General features: G+C 50.4%; 22 protein-coding genes. 18 read left to right on the forward strand and 4 right to left on the reverse strand.

Annotation, left to right across the window (positions count from 1 at the left end):
• Positions 1-158 precede the first annotated feature (158 nt).
• Genes ABEA14_RS17940 through ABEA14_RS17965 form a run of 6 tightly spaced genes read left to right on the forward strand, consistent with a single transcriptional unit; the run spans position 159 to position 7,290 of the window.
• Complete coding sequence (locus tag ABEA14_RS17940; protein ID WP_345342010.1) at positions 159-1,115, forward strand: AAA family ATPase; 957 nt, start codon at positions 159-161, stop codon at positions 1,113-1,115.
• A 19-nt stretch (positions 1,116-1,134) separates the two neighbouring features.
• Complete coding sequence (locus ABEA14_RS17945) at positions 1,135-2,079, forward strand: DUF58 domain-containing protein (RefSeq protein WP_345342012.1); 945 nt, start codon at positions 1,135-1,137, stop codon at positions 2,077-2,079.
• Positions 2,069-2,587, forward strand: coding sequence for a DUF4381 domain-containing protein (locus tag ABEA14_RS17950; protein ID WP_345342014.1), 519 nt, complete (start codon positions 2,069-2,071; stop codon positions 2,585-2,587). Before ABEA14_RS17945 ends, ABEA14_RS17950 begins: the two co-directional genes overlap by 11 nt.
• Complete coding sequence (locus tag ABEA14_RS17955; RefSeq protein WP_345342016.1) at positions 2,580-3,587, forward strand: vWA domain-containing protein; 1,008 nt, start codon at positions 2,580-2,582, stop codon at positions 3,585-3,587. The genes ABEA14_RS17950 and ABEA14_RS17955 overlap by 8 nt, the downstream gene beginning before the upstream one ends.
• Positions 3,584-5,596 carry a VWA domain-containing protein gene (locus ABEA14_RS17960; protein ID WP_345342018.1) on the forward strand — a complete coding sequence of 671 codons (2,013 nt, stop codon included), beginning with the start codon at positions 3,584-3,586 and terminating at the stop codon, positions 5,594-5,596. Before ABEA14_RS17955 ends, ABEA14_RS17960 begins: the two co-directional genes overlap by 4 nt.
• Positions 5,590-7,290, forward strand: coding sequence for a BatD family protein (locus ABEA14_RS17965; protein WP_345342019.1), 1,701 nt, complete (start codon positions 5,590-5,592; stop codon positions 7,288-7,290). The genes ABEA14_RS17960 and ABEA14_RS17965 overlap by 7 nt, the downstream gene beginning before the upstream one ends.
• A 72-nt stretch (positions 7,291-7,362) precedes the next feature.
• On the opposite strand, the gene ABEA14_RS17970 is transcribed toward ABEA14_RS17965, so the two are convergent.
• Positions 7,363-7,656, reverse strand: coding sequence for a YfcZ/YiiS family protein (locus tag ABEA14_RS17970; protein WP_345342021.1), 294 nt, complete (start codon positions 7,654-7,656; stop codon positions 7,363-7,365).
• A gap of 168 nt (positions 7,657-7,824) precedes the next feature.
• On the opposite strand from ABEA14_RS17970, the gene ABEA14_RS17975 reads away from it, so the two are divergent.
• Positions 7,825-8,394, forward strand: coding sequence for a sigma-70 family RNA polymerase sigma factor (locus tag ABEA14_RS17975; protein WP_345342023.1), 570 nt, complete (start codon positions 7,825-7,827; stop codon positions 8,392-8,394).
• Positions 8,387-9,118 carry a DUF3379 family protein gene (locus tag ABEA14_RS17980; RefSeq protein ID WP_345342025.1) on the forward strand — a complete coding sequence of 244 codons (732 nt, stop codon included), beginning with the start codon at positions 8,387-8,389 and terminating at the stop codon, positions 9,116-9,118. Before ABEA14_RS17975 ends, ABEA14_RS17980 begins: the two co-directional genes overlap by 8 nt.
• 76 nt (positions 9,119-9,194) lie before the next feature.
• On the opposite strand, the gene ABEA14_RS17985 is transcribed toward ABEA14_RS17980, so the two are convergent.
• Entirely contained in the window at positions 9,195-9,665 is a 471-nt protein-coding gene (locus ABEA14_RS17985) for a GNAT family N-acetyltransferase (RefSeq protein ID WP_345342026.1), read from the reverse strand.
• Between the two features lie 84 nt (positions 9,666-9,749).
• On the opposite strand from ABEA14_RS17985, the gene putP reads away from it, so the two are divergent.
• Positions 9,750-11,204, forward strand: a complete 1,455-nt coding sequence (gene putP, locus ABEA14_RS17990) for a sodium/proline symporter PutP (RefSeq protein WP_345342027.1) — start codon at positions 9,750-9,752, stop codon at positions 11,202-11,204.
• 158 nt (positions 11,205-11,362) lie between these two features.
• Complete coding sequence (locus ABEA14_RS17995) at positions 11,363-12,787, forward strand: porin (protein WP_345342029.1); 1,425 nt, start codon at positions 11,363-11,365, stop codon at positions 12,785-12,787.
• A gap of 46 nt (positions 12,788-12,833) precedes the next feature.
• On the opposite strand, the gene rssA is transcribed toward ABEA14_RS17995, so the two are convergent.
• Positions 12,834-13,820, reverse strand: coding sequence for a patatin-like phospholipase RssA (rssA, locus tag ABEA14_RS18000; RefSeq protein WP_345342031.1), 987 nt, complete (start codon positions 13,818-13,820; stop codon positions 12,834-12,836).
• Between the two features lie 123 nt (positions 13,821-13,943).
• Between rssA and ABEA14_RS18005 the strand changes: the two genes are divergently transcribed.
• Together ABEA14_RS18005 and ABEA14_RS18010 are read left to right on the forward strand one after the other, a co-directional pair.
• Positions 13,944-15,149: an EAL and HDOD domain-containing protein gene (locus ABEA14_RS18005; RefSeq protein WP_345342033.1), complete on the forward strand. Its 1,206-nt coding sequence runs from the start codon at positions 13,944-13,946 to the stop codon at positions 15,147-15,149.
• Positions 15,150-15,371: 222 nt separating this feature from the next.
• Complete coding sequence (locus tag ABEA14_RS18010) at positions 15,372-15,770, forward strand: H-NS family histone-like protein (protein WP_345342035.1); 399 nt, start codon at positions 15,372-15,374, stop codon at positions 15,768-15,770.
• A 61-nt stretch (positions 15,771-15,831) separates the two neighbouring features.
• Here ABEA14_RS18010 and ABEA14_RS18015 read toward each other — a convergent pair whose 3' ends face one another.
• Complete coding sequence (locus ABEA14_RS18015; RefSeq protein ID WP_345342037.1) at positions 15,832-16,371, reverse strand: hypothetical protein; 540 nt, start codon at positions 16,369-16,371, stop codon at positions 15,832-15,834.
• 119 nt (positions 16,372-16,490) lie between these two features.
• Between ABEA14_RS18015 and rcsF the strand changes: the two genes are divergently transcribed.
• From rcsF to ABEA14_RS18045, 6 genes are all read left to right on the forward strand, one after another.
• Complete coding sequence (gene rcsF / locus ABEA14_RS18020) at positions 16,491-16,886, forward strand: Rcs stress response system protein RcsF (protein WP_345342039.1); 396 nt, start codon at positions 16,491-16,493, stop codon at positions 16,884-16,886.
• A 5-nt stretch (positions 16,887-16,891) separates the two neighbouring features.
• Complete coding sequence (gene tsaA, locus ABEA14_RS18025) at positions 16,892-17,614, forward strand: tRNA (N6-threonylcarbamoyladenosine(37)-N6)-methyltransferase TrmO (RefSeq protein WP_345342041.1); 723 nt, start codon at positions 16,892-16,894, stop codon at positions 17,612-17,614.
• Entirely contained in the window at positions 17,614-18,273 is a 660-nt protein-coding gene (locus ABEA14_RS18030; RefSeq protein WP_345342043.1) for a DapH/DapD/GlmU-related protein, read from the forward strand. The genes tsaA and ABEA14_RS18030 overlap by 1 nt, the downstream gene beginning before the upstream one ends.
• A gap of 10 nt (positions 18,274-18,283) precedes the next feature.
• Positions 18,284-19,366, forward strand: coding sequence for a Kelch repeat-containing protein (locus ABEA14_RS18035; RefSeq protein ID WP_345342045.1), 1,083 nt, complete (start codon positions 18,284-18,286; stop codon positions 19,364-19,366).
• Between the two features lie 71 nt (positions 19,367-19,437).
• Positions 19,438-21,153 (forward strand): proline--tRNA ligase, encoded by a 1,716-nt coding sequence (proS, locus tag ABEA14_RS18040; RefSeq protein ID WP_345342047.1) that lies wholly within the window; start codon positions 19,438-19,440, stop codon positions 21,151-21,153.
• A gap of 202 nt (positions 21,154-21,355) precedes the next feature.
• Positions 21,356-22,498, forward strand: coding sequence for a patatin-like phospholipase family protein (locus ABEA14_RS18045; protein WP_345342049.1), 1,143 nt, complete (start codon positions 21,356-21,358; stop codon positions 22,496-22,498).
• Positions 22,499-22,501 lie beyond the last annotated feature (3 nt).

Raw genomic sequence — 22,501 nt, forward strand, 5'->3', positions numbered from 1 at the left:
AGTCGGCCAGTAGTTTCAAACACTCGTTTTGATTTTTGCTTACAAAGTCTGAATTAGGTGGGCTGGATCTCAAGCTTAAAATCGGATAAAACCAAGCGCTAGTTAGGTTTTACCTCGAACAAATCGCGACAAAATCAGATAAGAAAGGTGCACGTCAGATGCCTGTCAGTCAGTTTCAACAGCTCAACCTCCATTTGAATCAGCAGATCCTGGGACAACCGGAATTAACTCACAATATCCTTATTGCCCTACTCGCTGATGGTCATTTGCTGGTTGAAGGGCCTCCAGGACTGGCTAAAACTCGGGCCATTAAATCACTCTCTGATGGCATTGAAGCCGATTTCCATCGTGTTCAGTTTACCCCCGATCTATTGCCCGCCGATCTGACAGGTACCGATATCTACCGTCCGGAAAATGGCAGTTTTGTATTCCAGAAAGGGCCGCTATTTCACAACCTGATCCTTGCCGACGAGATCAACCGTGCACCGGCAAAAGTACAGTCCGCATTACTTGAGGCGATGGCTGAACATCAGATCACTGTCGGTAGCAAGACCTATGCATTGCCAGAGCTATTTCTGGTGATGGCAACCCAAAACCCGATTGAGCAAGAAGGCACCTATCCGTTGCCAGAAGCCCAATTGGACCGCTTTTTGATGCATCTCGAAGTAGATTACCCAGGTGCAGAGGTCGAACAACAGATCCTGAGCTTAAGCCGCAATGAAGCCAAGGGCAGCACGGTAGAGATTAAGCGTAAGCTATCTCAGCAAGAGATACTCGATGCCCGTCAGGCGATACTGAACATCCATTTGGCACCGGAATTAGAACACTATCTGGTACAGCTGGTTATCGCGACCCGCCAACCGGAAGCCTATGATGCGCAACTGGCCAGCTGGCTGCAATTTGGTGCAAGCCCGCGTGCAACCATCTCCCTTGAGCGTTGCGCTCGCGCAAATGCCTGGCTGTCAGAACGGGATTTTGTCACGCCGGATGATATCCACCGTGTATTCCATAACGTGCTTCGTCACCGCTTGTTGCTCAGCTATGAGGCAGAAGCTGATGGCATCACTGTCAATCAGGTCCTCGACAAGATACTAACCCTGGTACCACTTCCTTAAACGGGAGTCTTAATCAGCGATGGCATCAACAAACGAACAAGCAGGTTGGCTATTAGAGCAGGCCAGCCTGATCGCACTAAAGCAGCAGGCTGGCACTATCTCATTAGCCAGGCCAAGGCAACTGCGCAGCAAGCTTGCTGGCTCATACCAGTCCAAGGCGCGCGGTCGCGGAATGGAATACGCTGAAACCCGTCACTATCAGCCGGGCGATGACATTCGCAGTATCGACTGGCGTGTAACCGCCCGAACCGGTAAAGCCCATACCAAACTGTTCCATGAAGAACGAGAGCGTCCGGTGTTCTTTCTGGTGGACCTGGGTGCCAGCATGCAGTTTGGCAGCCAGTGGCGGTTTAAATCTGTTCAAGCCGCCCATCTGGCTAGCTTGTTAGCCTGGCAAGCCTGCATCGCAGGTGACCGCATTGGCGGTCTGGTCTGGAACCAACACTCTCATCAGGAATTGAAGCCTCGCAGTCGCTCGGGCGCCGTGCTGCAGCTGATTCATGCCATGGTCGGCCTGAACAGCGACGGCAGCGATAGCAGCGATGCTGCCAGTACAAGTACAAGTCAGGACTTTAACCAGGCTCTGAGCCGGTTGCGTTACATCGTAAGACCAGGCAGTCAGGTGATACTTATCAGTGACTTTCATCAGCTCAATGACGAAGGTAAACGCCACCTGTCGCTGCTGAGCAGACACAATGATCTGATTGGTTGCGAGATCTACGACCCCCTTGAACTGGAGTTGCCACAGGCCAGTTTTGGCCAGTCATTGGCGATCACTGACGGCGACAAAGAGGCACAGCTTGCGATTGGCACCAAACAGCAACGGCTGGCACATCAAAGTCATCTGGAAAATGCCCGAGCGATGAGATTAGCAAGACTTCAGCAGGCGGGTTGCCGACTGTTTCATATCGGTGCCCATACTGAGATCAGCAAACAGTGGCGGGGGCAGCAACATGGCGCCTGACCTACAACTGGAAGCTATCATTCTGCCTGAAGCGGTCAATGCCTATTGGTCGCCAGCGCTCACAAAGCTGGTCAGCGGTATCGCTTTTGCCATTGTGGCCATCGCAGTCGTATTGGCCGTGAATTATTACCGAAAGCGCCATTATCGGGCCGCCTTAAAAGCACTTTCACAGATGACCGATGCTGAGCTGAGCAAGGTCTACCCGGTGAATATGCTGCTAAAACAATTGGTGGGTAAATACCTGCCCTTTGATCAGGTTTCATCACTTACTGGCGCAGACTGGATCGCTTTTCTAAACAAGCATTCATCACTGCTCAAGCCAAGTAGTCATTTGCTGGTTTTGGCGGATGATCTTCGCTTTAGCAAAGACGGCAACGTCAACATCGCGCCTACGCAACTTAGGGCAGTCGTCGAACAGTGGATTACTAGTGCCAATCTGCACAAGCAGGCAGCTGCCAGTTCGACACTGACGCCAAGCAAAAAAATAGCGGGGGGCCAAGATGCTTGAGTTGTATTGGCCCTGGCTGCTTTTGTTGCTGCCGCTGCCGTTCGCCAGCTATTTTTTGCTGCCCAAAGTAGAACGAAAACAAGGCGCTCTGAAACTGCCCACCTTCCACCTGCTTGCCGATGGCACGGCAGAAAAACAAGAAGCCCACCCGATGGCTCGCCGCTGGCTGGCTATTGTCGCCTGGAGTTTATTAGTACTGGCCGCCGCCAGGCCACAGTGGTTGGGAGAGCCCGTGGCCGTGCCAGCCAAAGGCCGAGATTTGATGCTGGCCGTTGACCTGTCAGGCAGCATGGAAATTAAAGATATGCGTGTCGGTGGCCGCACCGTTGACCGCCTGACTTTGGTTAAACATGTAGTCGGCGAGTTTATTGGTCGTCGCCAGGGCGATCGCGTTGGTTTGATTCTGTTTGCCGATAACGCCTATCAGCAGGCACCACTCACCTTCGACACCGCCACGGTACAGACACTGCTGGAAGAAACGGTCATTGGCCTGGTTGGCCAGGCAACTGCAATTGGAGAAGCAATAGGACTGGCAACCAAGCGGTTACTGGCCGATCAACAAGAACAAAAAGTACTGGTGCTGTTAACCGACGGCGAGAACACCGCCGGAGAAGTTGCCCCTTTGGATGCGGCAAGAGTCGCTGCAGAACAGGGCGTTAAGATATACACCGTAGGTGTGGGTGCCGACGTCATGGTGAAGCGTACCTTTATGGGCCAACGTAAAGTCAACCCCAGCCGGGATTTGGATGAAGTCACCCTAACCAAAATCGCAGCCCTGACTGGCGGCACCTATTTCCGCGCCCGAGATGCGGCGGATCTAGAGCAAATTTATACCGAGATCGAATCGCTGGAACCCGTGGACCAATCTCGCCCAATGATGCGTCCACGTACCGAGATCTACGTCTGGCCGCTGGCACTCGCCTTTGTGCTCTCGTTTATCGGCCTGGCCTGGAACCAGTTTGCAAAGGCCCTATTTGACAAAAAAGGGAGGCAAGCATGACAAGCCTTCTCGATTTTCATTTTATGCGCCCCTATTGGTTGTTGCTGCTGACCCCCCTGCTCCCCACCCTGTGGTGGCTGTATAGGCAACAGTATGCCAGCCGTGGTTGGCAAAAGTTTGTCAATCCGGCGCTGCTCAATAAATTGATGACCAGCCAACAAAACCAGCGACACTCTGGATTAGTACTGTTGGCAGTCGCCTGGGTAATAGGTACGGTCGCGCTTGCGGGCCCTAGCTGGTATCAAACCAGCACCCCTATCAGCAAAGTGCCAACGGCCCGTGTCCTGCTGATGGATATGTCACTCTCCTTGTTGGCGACAGATCTTAAGCCCAACCGACTGACACAAGCGCGGTTTAAGGCGATGGACCTTCTTGATCGCTGGCACGAAGGGGATACCGGCCTGATTAGCTTTGCCGGGGATGCGTATGTACTGAGCCCGCTGACAGCAGATATAAATAACCTCAAGACCATGTTACCCGCGCTGGACCCCACCATCATGCCCGCGCTAGGTAGCCGACCTGATAAAGCGATCGCCAAGGCGATCGAACTGCTGCAAAGCGCTGGTTACCAGCAAGGAGATCTTTACCTGATTGGTGATGAGATCCGCCCTGCTCAACAATCCAGAATCGATGGCCTACTGGGTGATAATTTCCGTCTGCATATCCTGGGTGTCGGAACGCCAGCAGGCGGCCCGATCCGTATGCCTGATGGCAGTCTGCTGAAAATGCCCGATGGTGAACTGCCCGTCCCCGGACTTGATGAATCAACCTTAAGAGCGGCAGCCAGCACGAGTGGCGGCAGTTATGTTCGCCTCTCAGCCAGCGATGCGGATCTGGACAGGCTTGCAAGTGCATCTGCCGCCGGATTCGCAGACAGAGAGTCGGGAGACGGCGAAGTTAAAAGCTGGCATGACGCCGGATACTATTTTGTACTGCTATTATTGCCCCTCGCCGCATTAGCATTCAGGCGGGGACTGCTGGTAGCCCTCGTGGGACTGCCACTTTTTATGTCGCCGATTGAACAGGTAAAAGCCTCGCCCCTGCCAGGCTGGCTGCAAAGCGATGATCAGAAGGCGAGCGAAGCCTTTAACAAAGGTGACTTCAAGTCTGCCGCCGAACGCTTTGAAAACGACGCATGGCGTGCTGCCAGCCTTTATAACGCAGGTGATTATGAAGCAGCCGCAGCGCTCTACCGCCAGATGGAGGGCGCTGAAGCAGAATACAATCTGGGCAATGCACTGGCCAAATCTGGTGATTTCCAAGGGGCGCTGGAAGCATACAACAATGCCCTGGCACAAAATCCAGATCTGACGGCTGCAGCAACCAATCGCCAACGCTTGCTCGATTTTCTCGAAGATCAGCCGCCACCATCTTCAGACCCAAAATCTTCAGATCCACAATCCCAACCTGACCAGGGCGATAACGAAAGTCCTGATGATCAACAGCAACAGGATGGTGAAGGCGAGCAACCAAGCGACAGTGGCGAACAACACCAGGACGAGCCTGATCAACAAAGACAGGAAAACAAAAAGGGACAAGGCGAAAACCAGCAACCAAATCCCAGTGACGATTCAGCTGATGACGGCTCTGCGGATGACTCCCCCCGTGACGCAACTAAAGATAACTCGCCACCGGAAAACAAACCCAGTCAACAGGGCTCTTCTGATCTAGACGTGAACGATGATGCACCCCAGCAGCCGCCCTCACCCACACCAGCATCTCAGGAAGCGAAAAAGCAACCTGATACGGTTGAGTCTGGCCAAGAGCAGCAAGAAACCTCCGCGCCGGGCCGGTTAACACAAGGCGAGCCTGACGAACAGGCCGAACCTGAGGGTCAGGTAGCTGTTGGCCAACCCGGCGAAGAGCTCAACCCAGAGGATCAGCAACTTCAGCGTTGGCTGGAGCAAATTCCGGACGATCCCTCTCTGCTTCTCAGAAACAAAATGCAATTGGAACATCGGCGACGTCAAAAAGCCGGTGAGACAACCGAGGAAACACAACTGTGGTAACCCAAACGTTATCTTCGCGCAAAGCGTTATTACTAAGGCTTCTTGGCATTACGCCTTGGCGCTGTCTGCTCCCGTTCATCAGCCTGATGATGTCGTTTCACGCGTCAGCAGCACCAGAGATATCTGTCTCAGTGGCGCCGAACCCGGTGTTTGTAGAAGAACGTTTTGTATTAACCATCAAAGCGAACACCAGCGCTGACGATTTAGAGTTGGACCGCGATGCCATGCTCAGACAGGGCTTGATCGTGGGTTCAACCAACGTCAGCCGCAATCTGCAGATCATCAATGGTGATAGCCGTCGAGAAACCACATGGCGTACCGAGCTCTATGCCCGCAAGGCAGGCGTTTATACCCTGCCCGCGCCAGTGGTAGACGGGGTTGTGGGTAAACAGATTAAGGTTGATGTGCGACCTATTCCGAAACAAACTGGCCCGGCCAGAGATCTGTTTGTTGATGCCGAGTTGTCCAGTGACACGGCATATATCGGACAACAGGTGACTTACACGGTGAAGCTATATCTCGGCGAGGAGCTGCGCGGCGGTAGCCTAGCGGATCCACAAATGCCAAATGCCGAAATCCGCAGCATCGGATCAGATAAAGAATCGAGTGAAATTATCGATGGCCGCAGATACCAGGTGATAGCCCGCAGTTTCGCCATCATTCCAGAGCAAGCCGGTACCTTCACCATCAAAGGGGCCAATGTAAAAGGCCAGCTGGTAAAGCAGAATAGTCGAGGCCAGCTATACGGCATGCCGGTCAATGAGAGTGCATTGGACCAACAACTGACGGTTAAAAGCCAACCTGAAAGCTATCAGGGCCATTGGTTACCTGCAGAGCTGGTCACCCTCAACGATGAATGGCAACCACAAAGTGACACGCTCAATATCGGCGAACCGGTGACACGTACCATCACGCTGAGTGCCGTTGGTATTAATGACAAGCTGCTGCCAAAACTTCAGGTCAGTTATCCAAACAGCGTCAAGGTCTATCCCGATAAAACAGACAACGATACCTATGTTCAAGACCAAAACCTTATCGCTCAGCGCGTCGAGTCTGTGGCGTTAATACCTACCCAACCAGGCTCTCTCACCTTCCCGGCCCTGAAAATTCAGTGGTGGGACACCAAAGCTGAAGTGATGCGGATAGCCGAACTTCCCGCCAGAACCATTGATGTTGTGGGCAATGGTCAGGCACCTGCGGGAGCATCACCCTCACCTTTGACTCAGACAACACAAGTTACTTCCAGCGACTGGCTGTGGCCGTTCTGGATAATGACGTTGTTGTGGATGAGTTCAACGGGCGTCGCGATTTGGCTGTGGGTTAACAGGCGTCCAGCCACACTAAAAGACAGCAACGCAAAAGCACATGCCATCTACAACGGCCTAAACACAGGTTCAGATAAGCAAAAACTTAAACAACTGCTCAGGTCGATAAATGGCCAGTCAGCGACAGAGTCTCAAAAACAGATCCAAGCCTGGTGTTTGCAGCAGGGTTATCGCCATCGCCAGGATTGGCTCTCGGAGTTCAAACAACCAGAGCAAGACGGTATTACGAAAGCGCTCAAAGCAATGGATAACGCAGTGCAACAAGGCAGCAACTGGAGCTCTGACGCACTTGTTGCCGCCATCATTGCCGCAGCCAAGCAGCAAAATCAGCCTGAAGACAGTCTGCAAACCTTCTATCCGACCAGATAGATGACGTTGCTGAACTGATAATCCATCAAAAAAGGCGGCCGATTGGCCGCCTTTTCTCTTTTTACTCTGCTTCTAGCGAAGGGCTAATTGGAACAGCAGGCCTTCGGCTTGGCAACCAAAGGTATAAGTACCAGTGAGCTGAATACCACCTTCTACCGCTTGCCTTTCAACTTTTGCAGTAACTGGCTCGGAGGATTTACTCTCCGCCACAGACAACCAGTGCGCAAGGATTGTTTCTACGGCTGCTTCGTCAGCAACAATCGCAGAGACTTCCGCGCTGCAATCTTCACCATCGAGAATGGTGCCAACATCAACACAGCAACACACTTCAGTCTCATTGGCTGTGCATTCGATTTCTTTGCTCATACCTATCACCTTAACCATAAGTAATGCGGGCACTATATCTCAGAATAGCCCGAGACGTTTGAACTGTATCAATCACACCGCGCATAATAGACTTTCTGAATTGTCGCTTATCCCCGATAATATCGACAACAAAAACAATAACTCCGACTGGATGTTGAGCCCAATTTTATGGCAGTCACACTTTTTCGAAAGAAAAAATCCAAAGACCCGGTCTCTGTAGATATGGCAAATAAGCAGAAACGCTACGAGGCCCTGGTTAACGCCCTGCACGGTGACTTATACCGCTATGCATACTGGCTTTGCCACAGCCCCGATATAGCAGAAGACCTGGTACAGGAGACTTTCCTTCGCGCCTGGCGATCTTTGGATTCGTTAAACGATGAAAAAGCCGCCAAAAGTTGGTTATTCACGATCCTCCGTCGTGAAAACGCCCGCAGGTTCGAAAGGAAACAGTTAGACGTGGTGGATATTGACGATCAGCCTGTGGCTGATGTGCATTCAGTATCGACAGAACAAGACACTGAAAACCATCTGCTTAGACGCCAGATAGAGATGCTGGCCCCTGAGTACCGAGAACCTCTGATATTGCAGGTGTTGGGAGGGTTCAGTGGAGATGAGATTGCTGAGCAGCTAGGGCTGAACAAAAACACGGTGATGACTCGCCTGTTCCGTGCCCGTAACCAGTTGAAAGAAGCGCTCGAGCGAAACGAAATTAAGCGAGGTCGTAGCAATGGATGATCTGGAGTTAAGAAGGCGACTTTATGCTGCTCCCAATGAGCAGGATGACGAGATCCGCGCCGCCTTGGCATCATCCCCTCAGAATCAGCAGTTTGCTGACGAGTTGAAGCAATTGGATAGCAAGCTGGCTGATGCCATGAAGGTACCTGTGCCGGAAGGATTGGCTGACCGCATTATTCTCAGTCAGTCGATGGAGCAATTCCGACAAGAGCGAAAACGTACCCGTGTGCATTTGGCATTGGCGGCGTCTGTTGCCTTTGCGGTGGGCATCAGTTTCAGTCTGCTTAAAGGCACGCCGAAACACGAATTCGATATAGTAGAGCATGCTCTAGCCCATGTTTATGGTGAACAGGACCATTTGGGTGATATTGATGAAGGGCTGAGGTTCCAGCAAGTTAACAGCAAACTGGCCAAATGGGGTGGCTCACTGAATAAAGATATCGGACATATCTATTTTGCCAACTTCTGTGATTTTGATGGCACACGTTCACTTCACCTGATTGTCGACGATGACCAGGGGCAACGTGTCACCGTATTCTTCGTGCCTGACGATCAGTCACCGGCCGAAGAGGTGTTCACTGATGGCAAGATGAACGGGAAAGTGCATCACTTTCCTAAATCGAAAGGTCATGGCATGAGCATGGTGGTGTTGTCGTCACCCAACGCAAACCTAGATAACGTTGAAGCCAAGCTTGAGAAGTCCCTGAAGTGGGAATCCATTTAAGTTTCGATGCCTATTGATATCTTGAGTGAAAAAACGCGGCAATGCCGCGTTTTTTTATTCACTAATAATTTTATCACTACGCTTGATAATCTTCAGGCGCGAGCAACATATCCAAATGCATCACACCGCCGTCATCATACGGTTCACTGACCACCTCAAAACCAAAGTGCTGGTAGTAATCCACCAAAGCTTCCTGAGCCGAAATCTTGATGCTTTGTTTTGGAAAGTGGCGGTGCAGCCAATCAAGGCCTTTTTCTATCAGAACTTTTCCGGTACCACCGCCCCTGGCCTCTTTGGCCAATACAATGCGGCCCAGAACCGGATACTTGCTATGGCATACGCCCGGCGGCGTGAGTCTGGCGTACCCCCGCAGCTCCCCCTGCTCTGTCATCAATAGATGGTGGCAGCCGGGATCGGCATCATCGATATCTAGGTAGAGACTGTTTTGCTCCAGCATAAATACTTCCTGCCTGAGCTGTAGCAGAGCCAAAAGCTGCAGTTTATCCAATTCATCAAAACTTAAGATCGACCAATCGTACTTTTGCATGACGCGCCCTTTCTGGCAGGAAACTGGCAGAGAGCCAGTTGGGTTGTTAGCATGTGATGAACAATAACGACAATGAAGTGCCTCATGCAACTTGATACGCCGCTCCTCACCACATTTATAGCCTACCTGATAATTACGCTTTCGCTTGGTGTCATCGCCTACAAACTTACCTCGAATCTGAGTGACTACATTCTTGGTGGGCGCAAGTTAGGTCCTGCCGTGACGGCATTGAGCGTTGGTGCGTCAGATATGAGTGGCTGGTTATTGATGGGACTGCCAGGCGCAGTTTACCTCAGCGGTCTCAACCAAGCCTGGATTGGTATCGGGCTCGTTGCAGGCGCTTACATCAACTGGTTGCTGGTAGCGGGCAGATTGAGAACCTTCACCGAAAAAGCGGGGAACTCACTCACTCTGCCTGATTTTCTGGAGCACAGATTTAACGACAGTTCAGGCATCTTGCGCGTCGTTTCTGCTGTCACCATTCTGGTGTTTTTTACCTTGTATGTCTCATCGGGTATGAAAGCGGGCGCCGTGCTGTTTGAGCAGGTACTGAATGTGCCCTACACCACCGCACTCTGGGTAGGCGCTTTGATCATTGTCGGTTATACCTTTGTCGGCGGCTTTCTTGCCGTTAGCTGGACGGATTTTTTCCAGGGATGTTTGATGCTGCTGGCACTGTTAATTGTCCCGTGGGTCGCGATTCAGGCCGATGGCGGAGTGTCTGCAACTTGGCAAGCCTTGCCGCCTGCGCATCAGGATATCTGGCATGAAACCAGTTTAATAGGCATTGTATCCCTTCTTGCCTGGGGCTTAGGTTATTTTGGTCAGCCACATATTCTTGCGCGCTTTATGGCGATCGAATCGGCCAAACATCTGCCTACAGCTCGTCGAATTTCTATGTCATGGATGATCCTATCGCTAATTGGCGCCCTGCTGGTTGGCCTTGCTGCCCAGGTTTACTTCCATGACCAGCCTTTGGAAAATGCCGAAACCGTCTTCATCGTCCTCAGTAAAACACTCCTCAACCCTTGGGTCGCAGGCATTATCGTAGCCGCAATTTTAAGTGCGGTGATGAGTACTATTGATTCCCAGTTGCTGGTGAGTTCAAGTGTAGTGACAGAGGACTTTTATCGCCGCTGGCTTCGACCTGAAGCCAGTGACAAAGAGCTGGTATGGGTTGGCCGAGGCGCGGTGATCGCAGTCTCCATTCTAGCCATACTTCTGGCTGCAGATGAAGACAGCACCGTATTAGCGCTGGTCAGCTACGCATGGGCTGGCTTTGGCGCCAGTTTTGGCCCAACACTGCTACTTGCGCTGTTCTGGCGGAGATACACCAAGCTTGGCGCAATCACCTCATTAGTATCTGGTGCACTGACAGTGGTGATTTGGAAACAACTAGAGGGCGGATTGTTTGATCTCTATGAGATCGTCCCAGGCTTTATCATTGCCCTGTTACTAGGTGGCTTGATCAGCAAGTGCAGCAATCCTCCTTCGGACAGCCACCAGCTTTTCAGTTCAAATAATGAGCGTTCAGCTTAATTATTAAACAGTGACAGCCGTTTGCTATTGCAAATGGCTGTGCCTATCTGCATAGTCCCCATCCTCACAAAAGTGGCGCTTCAAAGTTGGCACTTTTCTCCAGAAAGATAAGCTGGCGCAAAGACGCGGGCACAGATAAAAAGTAATCAGAGTCTCCAATGAAACTAGTACGTAATACGGCCAGTGTGGCACTGCTCGGCCTGTTTTCCAGTCAACTGTCTGCCGCTGGATTCCAGCTGCACGAGCACAGCGCCAATGGATTAGGTCGAGCATTTGCCGGCGAAGGTGCCATCGCCGAGAACGCCGCTGTAATCGCACGCAACCCTGCTGCAATGACCGTGTTTGACAGTGCACAGCTTTCGTTTTCGGGTACCTACATCAATCCCGAAGTAGATATCAAAGGGCATACGGTGAATCACTATGGCGAGCTATACAACGGTGCCGCCACAGCCGTAAACAATGCAGTGCCAGGTGCGAACCTGAGTATGGTCGAAACAGAATTTGATGCATCTCAGCGAGACATTGCCCCTGACGCATTTATTCCAACTTTCTTCTATCTGCGCCCAATCAATGAGCGCTGGTACTGGGGCTTTGGCGCATTCTCTAACTTTGGTCTGAGTACCGAGTACGGCAGCAGCTCAAACACCAGTGAATTCGCTGACAAAGCGGAAGTGATCACCATCAACCTGAACCCAAACATCGCTTATAAGATTAACGAGCAATGGAGCATTGGTGGTGGTATCAACTTCGTCTATGCCGATGCTGAGATTGGTAGCTCAACACCCGCTTATATGGACGACTATGTCCAGCCAATCATGGAATACAACCAGATCGCGGAAGGCATTGGCGCACCTCAGCTACTGCCAGTGCCAGGAAACGCAACAATCCTAAGGGTAAGCGGAGATGACTGGGGCTACGGCTGGAACATTGGTGTGTTATGGGAGCCTGTAAAAGGAACCCGCATCGCTTTGAGCCACCGTTCAGAAGTCGAGTTGGAGCTTGATGGTAAAGCGGAATCAGACCTCTCTGCAGACCTCAATCGAGACGGCAGCCTTGACCTTGATCTTCCTGCAATCAGTGAACTGGCCATTCATCACGAACTCGACCACCAATGGTCGGTACAAGCCAGCGCTGTTTATACCCAATGGGGCAGCTTTGAAAAACTTGAAGCCAAATTGGACGGCATTGATGAGCCAGTGCATATCAAAGACGAATACTGGGATCACAGCTGGCGCTTGGCCGCGGGGGTAACATACAAGGTGTCACCTAAGTGGACGCTCCGCGCTGGTTACGCCTACGATGAAACTCCGGTGGATAGTAAACGCCGCAGCCTGAGCATCCCTGATACCGATCGTCAGTGGTATACCGCGGGAACAACTTATCAATGGGACGAAAATATTTCCATTGATGTCGGTTACGCGTATCTCCATGGCAGAAAAGTAGACGTTAATGAAGAGTTTGGCTTAACAACGACAAACCCGAATACGGGCGACGCTATCCATATTCCAGTCAGCAGTTATCAGGGCCATCTGGAAACCGCTGACGCACATATATTCTCTGCACAAATGAACTACAGCTTCTAACGCTTGCTGATTGTTTATTGATTTGAATAGCCCGCTTTGATGCGGGCTATTCAATTAATGGCAATATATTTCTTTCTAACTCTGGAATCGCAACTTCTACCGCTTTTTTTCCCGCGGCAATGGCTTCATCTGCCCGATGAAACTCCATAATGCCAAAATCAGCCATTAAAGGGGCAATTAAACTGTCTGCCGGGTCTCCCGCCATGCGGGCTCGAGTTAATCGATCCTGCATAATGTTTAATGAGTTTGAGAACACTCCCAGAATGCTGGGGGAACGGACCTCATCAGAGGAAGAGCGCTTCATAGCCTGTTGAAAATAATTCCGACCACTTTCCAACATATTCTTAAAGCCAGCATTTAAGCCGTTTCTGGGTGGCAAATCGCTTTCTTCCTCAGGTACTTGCTGTGCCTCAGGGGTTGCGATCGCTGTTGTTGGCCCTCGATACTGCTGCGCAGCTTTGACATTGTTATCACCATTGAGGTTAATCGCTATCACCAAATCAGCCCCCATGGCTCTGCATAGAGAAACCGGTACAGGGTTAACCAAAGCACCATCGATCAACCATCGTCCCTGGTACATTTTTGGTGAAAACAACACGGGCATGGCGCAGGACGCTTTAACCGCGCTGATAAGATTTCCATCCTGAAGCCAAACTTCGCGGCCACTATGAAGCTCTGTGGCTACCGCACCAAATTTTTTCGCCAGCGATTCAAACCTGTGTTCACCGATAAGCTCTGCGGCTTCATTAAACACTTTTTCACCCGCCAGTAATCCTCCTTTATTGAGTGAGACATCAAATCGGCTGATAACTCCCCACTGGGAAAAATCTCTGACCCACTGCTCAAACTGATCAAGCTTATGATTGCAATACGCAGCCCCCACTAACGAGCCGATAGAACACCCAGCCACAACATCTGGATGAACCCCCAACTCTGCCAGCGCTTTGATTACGCCAATATGTGCCCAACCTCTGGCAGCACCGCTGCCCAATGCCAAGCCAACTTTTACATTTGGATACACTGTTCTTGTCATTCAGATAAGTCCCTTTAGTTTCTCATCTTACCGATCACAAAATGGTAGTGGTACTAATGCGTCGCTACCTAGTTTGGATTAGATTAGCGACAATGTTGTTATCCGAGGTCATATCGGCTTTTCATGTTTTCCTATGTTGCTCGCCAACCCATTTTAAATCGAGACAAAGCCCTAGTCGGCTACGAGTTGCTATTTAGAGATAGTTTGGAGAATGTTTTCCCGAACATCGACCCTCACGAAGCAACCACCAAGCTACTGGCTGGCAGCCATTTCCATCTGGGTATCGATGAATTAACAGGCCAGGTCCCTGCGTTTATCAACTTTCCTGAAATGTCTCTCTTGGTAAAAGTGCCAGAGCTACTGCCTAAAGAGCAGGTAGTTATCGAGCTACTGGAAAATATTGCACCCAGTGATGAAATAGTCACTGTATGTAAAGCGTTAAAGAAAAAAGGTTATCGCATCGCACTGGATGACTTTGTATTAAGTCAGCACTGGTTACCGGTATTGCCTTATGTCGATATGGTAAAAATCGACTTTCGCTCCACGGGTATCAATGATATTCAGAAGACCTGTGATGCGTTGGAAAAATACGATATCAAGTTACTTGCCGAGAAAGTTGAGACTCATGATGAGTTTAACTTCGCGATGACACTTGGTTTCGATTATTTCCAAGGCTACTTTTTTTCTGCTCCTGAAGTCGTCAAAACACGTGCACTCAAACCAAACGAAGTTAACTTAGTAGAGTTGTTATCGAAGCTGGGGCAAACCCAATGTGACTTTAACGAACTGGAAACCATTATTCAGCGTGACGTCTCGTTGTCCTACAAACTCCTGCGCTATGTAAACTCATCGTTCTTCAATCGCCGACGCGAGATCAACTCAATCCGTCAGGCGTTGGTTTATTTGGGCGAAGATGACATTCGCAAATTCATCGCACTGATCGCCGCGGCGAACCTGAGTGAAAACAAGCCCAGTGAACTGATTCGTTTGTCTATCACTCGCGCTCGCTTCTGTGAGTTGGTTGCGATGCAAAAAGCCCCCGATTACGCCTCTAAAGCCTTTTTGCTCGGACTGTTCTCTCTTATTGGTGCCATTCTGGATGAGCCATTAGAAAAAGTGCTGTCTAAACTACCATTATCAGACGATATTAAATCCGCTCTGCTTAATAACGAAGGCGAGTTAGCGAATTATCTGGCTCTGATCCTGGACTACGAACGTGCAGTTTGGGATGGCGTCAGTTCACTATCACACAGCTTAGGTGTCGACTCGGGGCAATTACCCGAGTTCTACCGGGATGCGATAGGCTGGAGTAATAGTTTAATTGATTAGAAAAGGCGCGATCTATCGCGCCTTTTTACTTTACCCTAAATTCATGTTTCTAAATTTAACCACACATTCTCTTGGTGAATTAACCAACCACCAGTAGCCCATATTTCCAAAACAAATTCGGTTTTGTGATCTCTTTGGCAAATAACTTGCACCAATAAAAATCTTCTTTATTATATTTAATTAGTAATCTCCACCGACATAATCCGTAACTAAGGAATATACATGAGCGATTTTTTGAAAATTCTGAGCCATTCTCGCCGTCTGAAAACTGCGACAGAAGAACTAAGCGTCGAGCAATTAAATGAAGTGAAGGATAAGCTTCAGAAGATAATTGATGATCGCGCTGCTGCTGAAGAAGAAGCACGTAAAGCTAATGCGGAAAAAATCGCCAAAATTGAAAAATACCGTGAAATGCTGGCTGCAGATGGAATCGCTCTTGATGACCTTTCAGAGGGTGCAGTGGCTAAGCCAAAAGCGAAGCGTGCACCACGCCCAGCAAAATATGAGATCTGGAATGATGCTGGCGAACGTATAACCTGGACAGGCCAAGGCCGTATGCCAAACGTATTCAAAGTACGTGTTGATGCTGGCGAATCTCTTGATAACTTCCTTATCAAATAAATTCGCTACCTATAAAAAAACCTGCCGATTGGCAGGTTTTTTTATTTCTGATCTTAAAAAGCTAATTATCGAACCAGGTATTGGCATCCTGGGGAAGCGGTAAAACCCTGTCGATGACAAAGACGGAGGGATCCTCTTCCAATCGAATAAATTGGCCACCTCGCTCTTTGTCTAACGCGCCGACAAGGATCTCTTTTTCATACTCTTCACCGGCTCTGATCACCACTTTCCAAGCGCTGCCTTCTTCCTCGCCCGGCACATTCATTTTCAGTGGCACATAGTTACGAGGCAAACTCGTCTCCGCAGCAATGACTTTGGCTTTTGCCAGTTGCTGGACCAGATTAGCCAGAGGCATGATTGCGACCTTTCTTCCGGTGCTTTCATCTTGCCAGCCTTGAGCAACTTTTTTAGCAAGAATCAACGACTCTCCCTCAGAGTTGATTACTTCCACCGAGGTTATTTTGTCGGAGCCTAATTGAAGCTCAGGCAAAAAGCGTCTCTCAACAGGTTTGTCATCACCGCCAATAATCTGAAGTATGGCAGCCATCAAAACTGCAATACCCAAAGAAAACAACATCAACTGCTTACGCTTCATTGCCATTTTTTCTCCAAATCAGGCTGTGACAGAGGCGGCGCAAAGTATACGCGTTTATTAAAGCTAGTTGCAGCCATTATTGTTGACGCGCAAAATAGCAGTTCAATCATTAAGCTGGAATTAAAATGCGCGTATTGCTTGTCTCAGTCATGGCTGTCATCGGTTTGACCGGCTGTGCTGAGAACTACACTTTCAGTACCAATCTGGACCAAGAGAACTTTCAGGAGTATTACCGGGCTTCATCCGTGAAGGTTTATCAACAAAGCGACTTGGCCTCTTTGAAATACGATAAGTTAGGCCCCGTGCAAGGGGAGAGTTGCAGAAACAAAGCTGATCTCCCTCCCGCGCAGGCCAGCGACGCAAGGACTCAGGCTCGGCGAAGCACCGCCGAGATGGGAGGCAATGGCGTCGTTTTTTCTAACTGTGTAACACTGATAGAAGACGACGCTCTTCCTGGCTGTATCGATAGCGTGATCTGCACCGGAATCGCCCTCCGGGTTGATAGTGAATCAGAAGAGTAGTCCCAATGTCTGACATCACGCTGTCACCTGTTGCCGTCATTCGAACGCCTTACAAACAAAAGTTCGCCGTCCCCAGACAGCCCGGCTTGGTTAAAGCGGCCAAAGCGGAACTGGAGTTTCTGCCACCGTACGACAATCCAGAGTGTGTTCGCGGCATCGAAGAGTTCAGTCACCTCTGGTTATTGTTTCGCTTCCATCACACGGCAGACAAAGGCTGGAGCCCATTGGTGCGCCCTCCCCGCCTCGGTGGCAATAAACGCATAGGCGTATTTGCGACCCGTTCAACATTTCGGCCCAATGCCATGGGGCTTTCAGTGGTTAAGCTGCTGGGCGTGGAAATCACCAAAGGAAAAACAAAGTTGATTCTGGAAGGTGCAGATCTGGTAGACGGTACCCCGGTATTTGATGTTAAACCCTACCTTCCCTACTCAGACGCTCATCCAACCGCCAGCGGTGGCTATGCTGACGACCGGCCTGATACGGGAATGACTATCGAGTTCTCTTCAGCCGCGTATAAGCAGCTCGCCCACCATCAGCAACGATTGCCGGAACTGAAAGCACTGATTGAGCAGGTATTACAGCAAGATCCCAGACCTGCATACAAGCAAGGGCTTGAAGGCAAACAGAGCTTTGGCATGTCACTGTATGACCTCAATATCAAATATTGGGTGGATGGCCAAATAACCCACGTTACAGAAATAAGCACAATCACTGCAGACACCAACTAATGATAACTCCCAGCGCTGAGCAATATCAGCAACAGCACAAACGCCGATTGTCCTATATGCCCTGGCTCTACTTTCGGCTGAAAGCAAAACATCTGGCATGGGCTAAACCTTGGCAAGAGGGCGTACAAGCTCACCTGTGTGCAGTCGAGACTGTTAGCGTTGGGGAAAATAGTTTTATTGCTCCTGAAGCCAATCTATTTGCGGAACCAGGACGGGCTATCTCTATCGGCAGCCATAGCGCTATCGCCGCCGATAGCTTTATCCATGGCCCAATCCAGATTGGCGACCACGTTGGCATCAATCATGGCTGCTCATTTGATGGCGGCAGTGCAGGGATCACCATTGGCAGTCATTGCCGCATAGCCAGTGGTGTCGCTATCTACGCGTTTGATCATGGTATTGCGCCCAATGCCATGGTGCACGAGCAAGCGGTGACGTCCATAGGCGTCTCTATCGGTGAAGATGTCTGGATAGGTACACGAGCAATGATCAGGGACGGCGTGACCATAGGCAATCATGCCGTTATCGGCATGGGTGCTGTTGTCACCAAAGATGTTGCGCCCAATGCCATCGTTGCCGGTAATCCGGCGAAACCTATTGGTGACCGTCGCGACAAAGCGGACGCTCACCTACTCGAATCTAATTTCAAAAATAACTGAGAGTCCTGTTTTGATATCACCTCGCTTTCCAGCCCTGCTTTCAAGCCTATTTATCGCCGGTAGTCTTATATCCCAACCGCTAAGCGCGAAAGAAGCTGAGCTACCACCGCTACCTGAACCTGTGGCTAACAACGCAATAGCAAAAGTAGAGACCAAGCGTGGTACCTACTTTATTTCACTGATGGGACTAGGCAAAGGAAAAACATACAAAGATGTGCACGCCCGCGGCTGGCGCCTTGCTCTCAACGATCATCCTTTGCGTTGGCAGCCCACCAAGCCTGTACCCGCATCGCTTGAGCTCAGTGGCAGACTGGCATCTATCGCTGTCAGCTTACCCGGCGAGTTGTTGCTATTTGGCGGCTACACAGTAGCGGCAGACCATTCGGAAATCTCATCTCCAGACGTATACAGTTACAAACCTGATAGCGACACTTATGTGCAACTACCCGATATGCCCACCCCGGTAGACGATGCCGTGGCTCTGACCTACCAGGACAAATACATTTATCTGATAAGCGGTTGGCACAACCATGGCAACGTTAATTTGGTTCAACTGTTCAACCGCGAAACCAAACAATGGTCACTCGCAACCCCTTTCCCTGGCGCTCCCGTATTTGGCCACGCTGGCGGTATTGTCGATAACCAACTGGTGATTTGTGACGGCGTAAAAGTCGCTGCGGTTGTCGATGGCAAACGTCAGTTTGCTGCTGAACGCGCCTGCTACCAAGGAACGATTTCAACAGAAGATCCTGCGGAAATTCACTGGCAAGCACTTGCTCACTTCGACGGTGAAGCCCGCTATCGTATGGCTGCAGTTGGCGCGCCTGAGCTGGGCGGCATCTTATTTGTGGGCGGCTCAACCAACCCATACAACTATGAGGGGATAGGCTATGACGGCGTTCCCGCACCGGCATCAGCTCAGGTAGATCTTTACGAGTTTGCGACTGGACAATGGAAGCAACTTTCCCCGCGCACGGTGCCCTCTATGGACCATAGAGGTTTGCTGTTCTGGCAGGGGCAATACTGGACGCTGGGTGGTATGAATGGGCAACAACAGGTCATTGATACAGTAATACCTTACCTGCCGCGATAGTAGGCTTTTTTGCAACCGTCACGGTTGCTACAATAGCGCCAATTTTTTTAACTCCAACTTTCGGAAAATCGATGCGTACCACACAGTACCTGCTATCCACATTAAAAGAGACGCCTTCCGATGCAGAAATCATCAGCCACCAGCTGATGCTGCGTGCAGGCATGATCCGCAAACTTGCTTCTGGCCTTTACACCTGGCTACCCACTGGCCTGCGCGTGCTGCGCAAGGTTGAAAAGGTTGTGCGAGAAGAGATGAACCGCGCAGGTGCCATCGAGGTATCCATGCCAGTAGTTCAGCCAGCAGATCTTTGGCAGGAATCAGGTCGCTGGGATCAATTTGGTCCAGAGTTGCTGCGTATCAACGACCGCCATAGTCGCCCGTTCGCTTTGGGCCCGACTCACGAAGAGGTGATCACCGAACTGGTACGCAAAGAAGTTAGCAGCTACAAACAGTTGCCACTTAACCTGTATCAGGTACAAACCAAATTCCGTGACGAAGTTCGACCGCGTTTCGGGGTCATGCGTGCTCGCGAATTCCTGATGAAAGACGCCTACTCTTTCCACCTCAGCGATGAATGTCTGGAAAAGACCTACCAGCGCATGTTCGAAGCCTACTGCCGTATCTTCGAGCGTCTTGGTCTTGAGTTCCGCCCAGTACTGGCAGACACAGGCTCTATTGGTGGTAGTCTGTCGCACGAGTTCCACGTTTTGGCTGAGTCTGGCGAAGATGCCATCGCCTTTGCCAGCGGCAGCGACTACGCTGCCAACATCGAAATGGCCGAAGCAGTTGCACCAGAGACTGAGCGTGCAGCGCCTGGCGAAGAGATGAAACTGGTCGATACACCAAACGCCAAAACTATCGAAGAGCTGGTAGAGCAGTTTGGCCTGGCTATCGAAAAGACAGTGAAAACGCTGTTTGTTAAAGCGACTGAAGAGAGCGAAGCGCCACTGATTGCTCTTATGGTTCGTGGTGATCACGAACTTAACGAAGTGAAGGCTGAGAAGCTGGCAAATGTAGCCGTACCTCTCACCTTTGCCACCGAAGAAGAGATCCGTGCCGCAGTAGGTGCAGGTCCTGGTTCACTGGGCCCTGTTGACCTTTCGCTACCAGTCGTTGTTGACCGTGCAGTTGCCGTAATGTCTGACTTTGGTGCGGGTGCAAACCAGGATGACAAACACTACTTTGGTATCAACTGGGAGCGCGATGTCGCTCTGCCAGAAGTTGCCGATCTGCGTAGCGTGGTTGAAGGTGACCCTAGCCCAGATGGCCAGGGTACCCTCTCTATCAAACGCGGTATCGAAGTGGGTCATATCTTCCAGCTGGGCACCAAGTACAGCGAAGCGATGAAGGCGGGTGTACTCAACGAGCAAGGTGCTCATCAGGTATTGAACATGGGTTGTTACGGTGTGGGTGTATCCCGTATCGTTGCCGCTGCTATTGAGCAGAACCATGACGACAACGGCATCATCTGGTCTGACGGTTTAGCACCGTTTAATGTCGCCGTACTGCCAATGAACATGCATAAATCAGCACGGGTTAAGGAAGTCGCTGACAAACTCTACACTGGCCTACAGGATGCCAATGTCGATGTGTTGTTCGATGACCGTAAAGAGCGTCCGGGTGTTATGTTTGCGGATATGGAGCTTATCGGTGTTCCGCACTGTTTGGTGATCGGCGAGCGCAACCTGGACGAAGGCGTGGTTGAATACAAGAACCGTCGTACGGGTGAAAAGCAAAAGATAGCGATCGATGAGGTGCAGTCTTTTATTCAGCAACAACTTGCTTAAATAGCTGACTGAATTTCAATGCTGAAAAGGCGGCCTGATGGCCGCTTTTTTTTGTTTCCAGAGCCTGGGTTCAAGAGTGATAACTTTAGATAATCCATCAAGTAATCAGATAGCTAGCTTGCACGCTGGCTCACATCCCAATCTGATATCCGGTCTATACTCGACTCATAATCATTAGAAACTGGTAACAAGGGAGTGGTCGTTGGCCAAGGCAGCTACACAGCCAACTTGCGCGTTATTACTTACTGGCGGCGGCGCCCGAGCTGCGTATCAGGTTGGCGTGTTGAAAGCCATCGCGTCGCTTTATCCCAGAAACCACGCTATTCCATTTCCAATTATCTGTGGCACTTCCGCAGGAGCGATCAACGCCACCGCTATCGCCTGTTACGCCTCTTGCTTTCATCTCGGTGTGAGAAAACTTGAATGGGTATGGAAGAACTTCCGCATTAACCAGGTGTATCGAACGGATTCAGTGGGCGTGTTTGGCCACCTGATTTCTAACATCATGGCCAATTTTAAGGCTGATTACGCCTATAAAAAACCAGTGTCACTTTTGGACAACTCCCCTCTCAGGGGGCTGTTGGAACAGGTTCTGGAATACAAACGCATAGACAGAAATATATTGAGCGGCGCGCTGAAGGCGCTCTCCGTAACCGCCTCCTGCTATACCACAGGTGACTCAATCAGTTTCTTTCAAGACAATCAGTTACGGCATGGCTGGCAACGTGCACGGCGCAAGGGTGTACCAACCATTATCAATAACCAGCATCTGCTGGCGTCTTCTGCTATTCCCGGTATTTTTCCATCCGTAAGAATTAACCAAGCGTATTACGGCGACGGATCAGTGCATCAGTTGGCCCCCCTGAGCCCGGCAGTGCATTTAGGCGCGGATAAACTATTCGTTATCGGGGTGGAGAAGCCCCAAACATCTCCCATAAAGCCAAACCCAACTCACCACCCGAGTCTGGCGACTGTTGCAGGTCACCTGCTGGATACGGTGTTTGCTGACACCTTGAATTCCGACCTGGAACGATTGCACAGGGTCAATAGTACGCTGGATAAAGTATCTTTCCGCGAATTAGATAATCTCGACTTAAAACGCATTGAGACGCTGGTCATCAACCCCAGTCATGACTTTCGGCGCATTGCACTGGAGTACTTTGAGCAAATGCCGCTCACAACCCGAGCGCTGTTACGCCTGTTTGGCGTACATAAACGCTCTGAATCAAGCCTGGTTAGCTATCTTTTGTTCGACAAAGGGTACTGCCAGAAATTGATAGAGCTCGGTTATCAGGATGGACTGGCGCAGAAAACTCAAATCAAAAGTTTTTTACAGCCAAGGTAAAGC

Origin of the sequence: Corallincola platygyrae (assembly GCF_039544265.1) — a bacterium.
Lineage (GTDB): Bacteria > Pseudomonadota > Gammaproteobacteria > Enterobacterales > Neiellaceae > Corallincola > Corallincola platygyrae.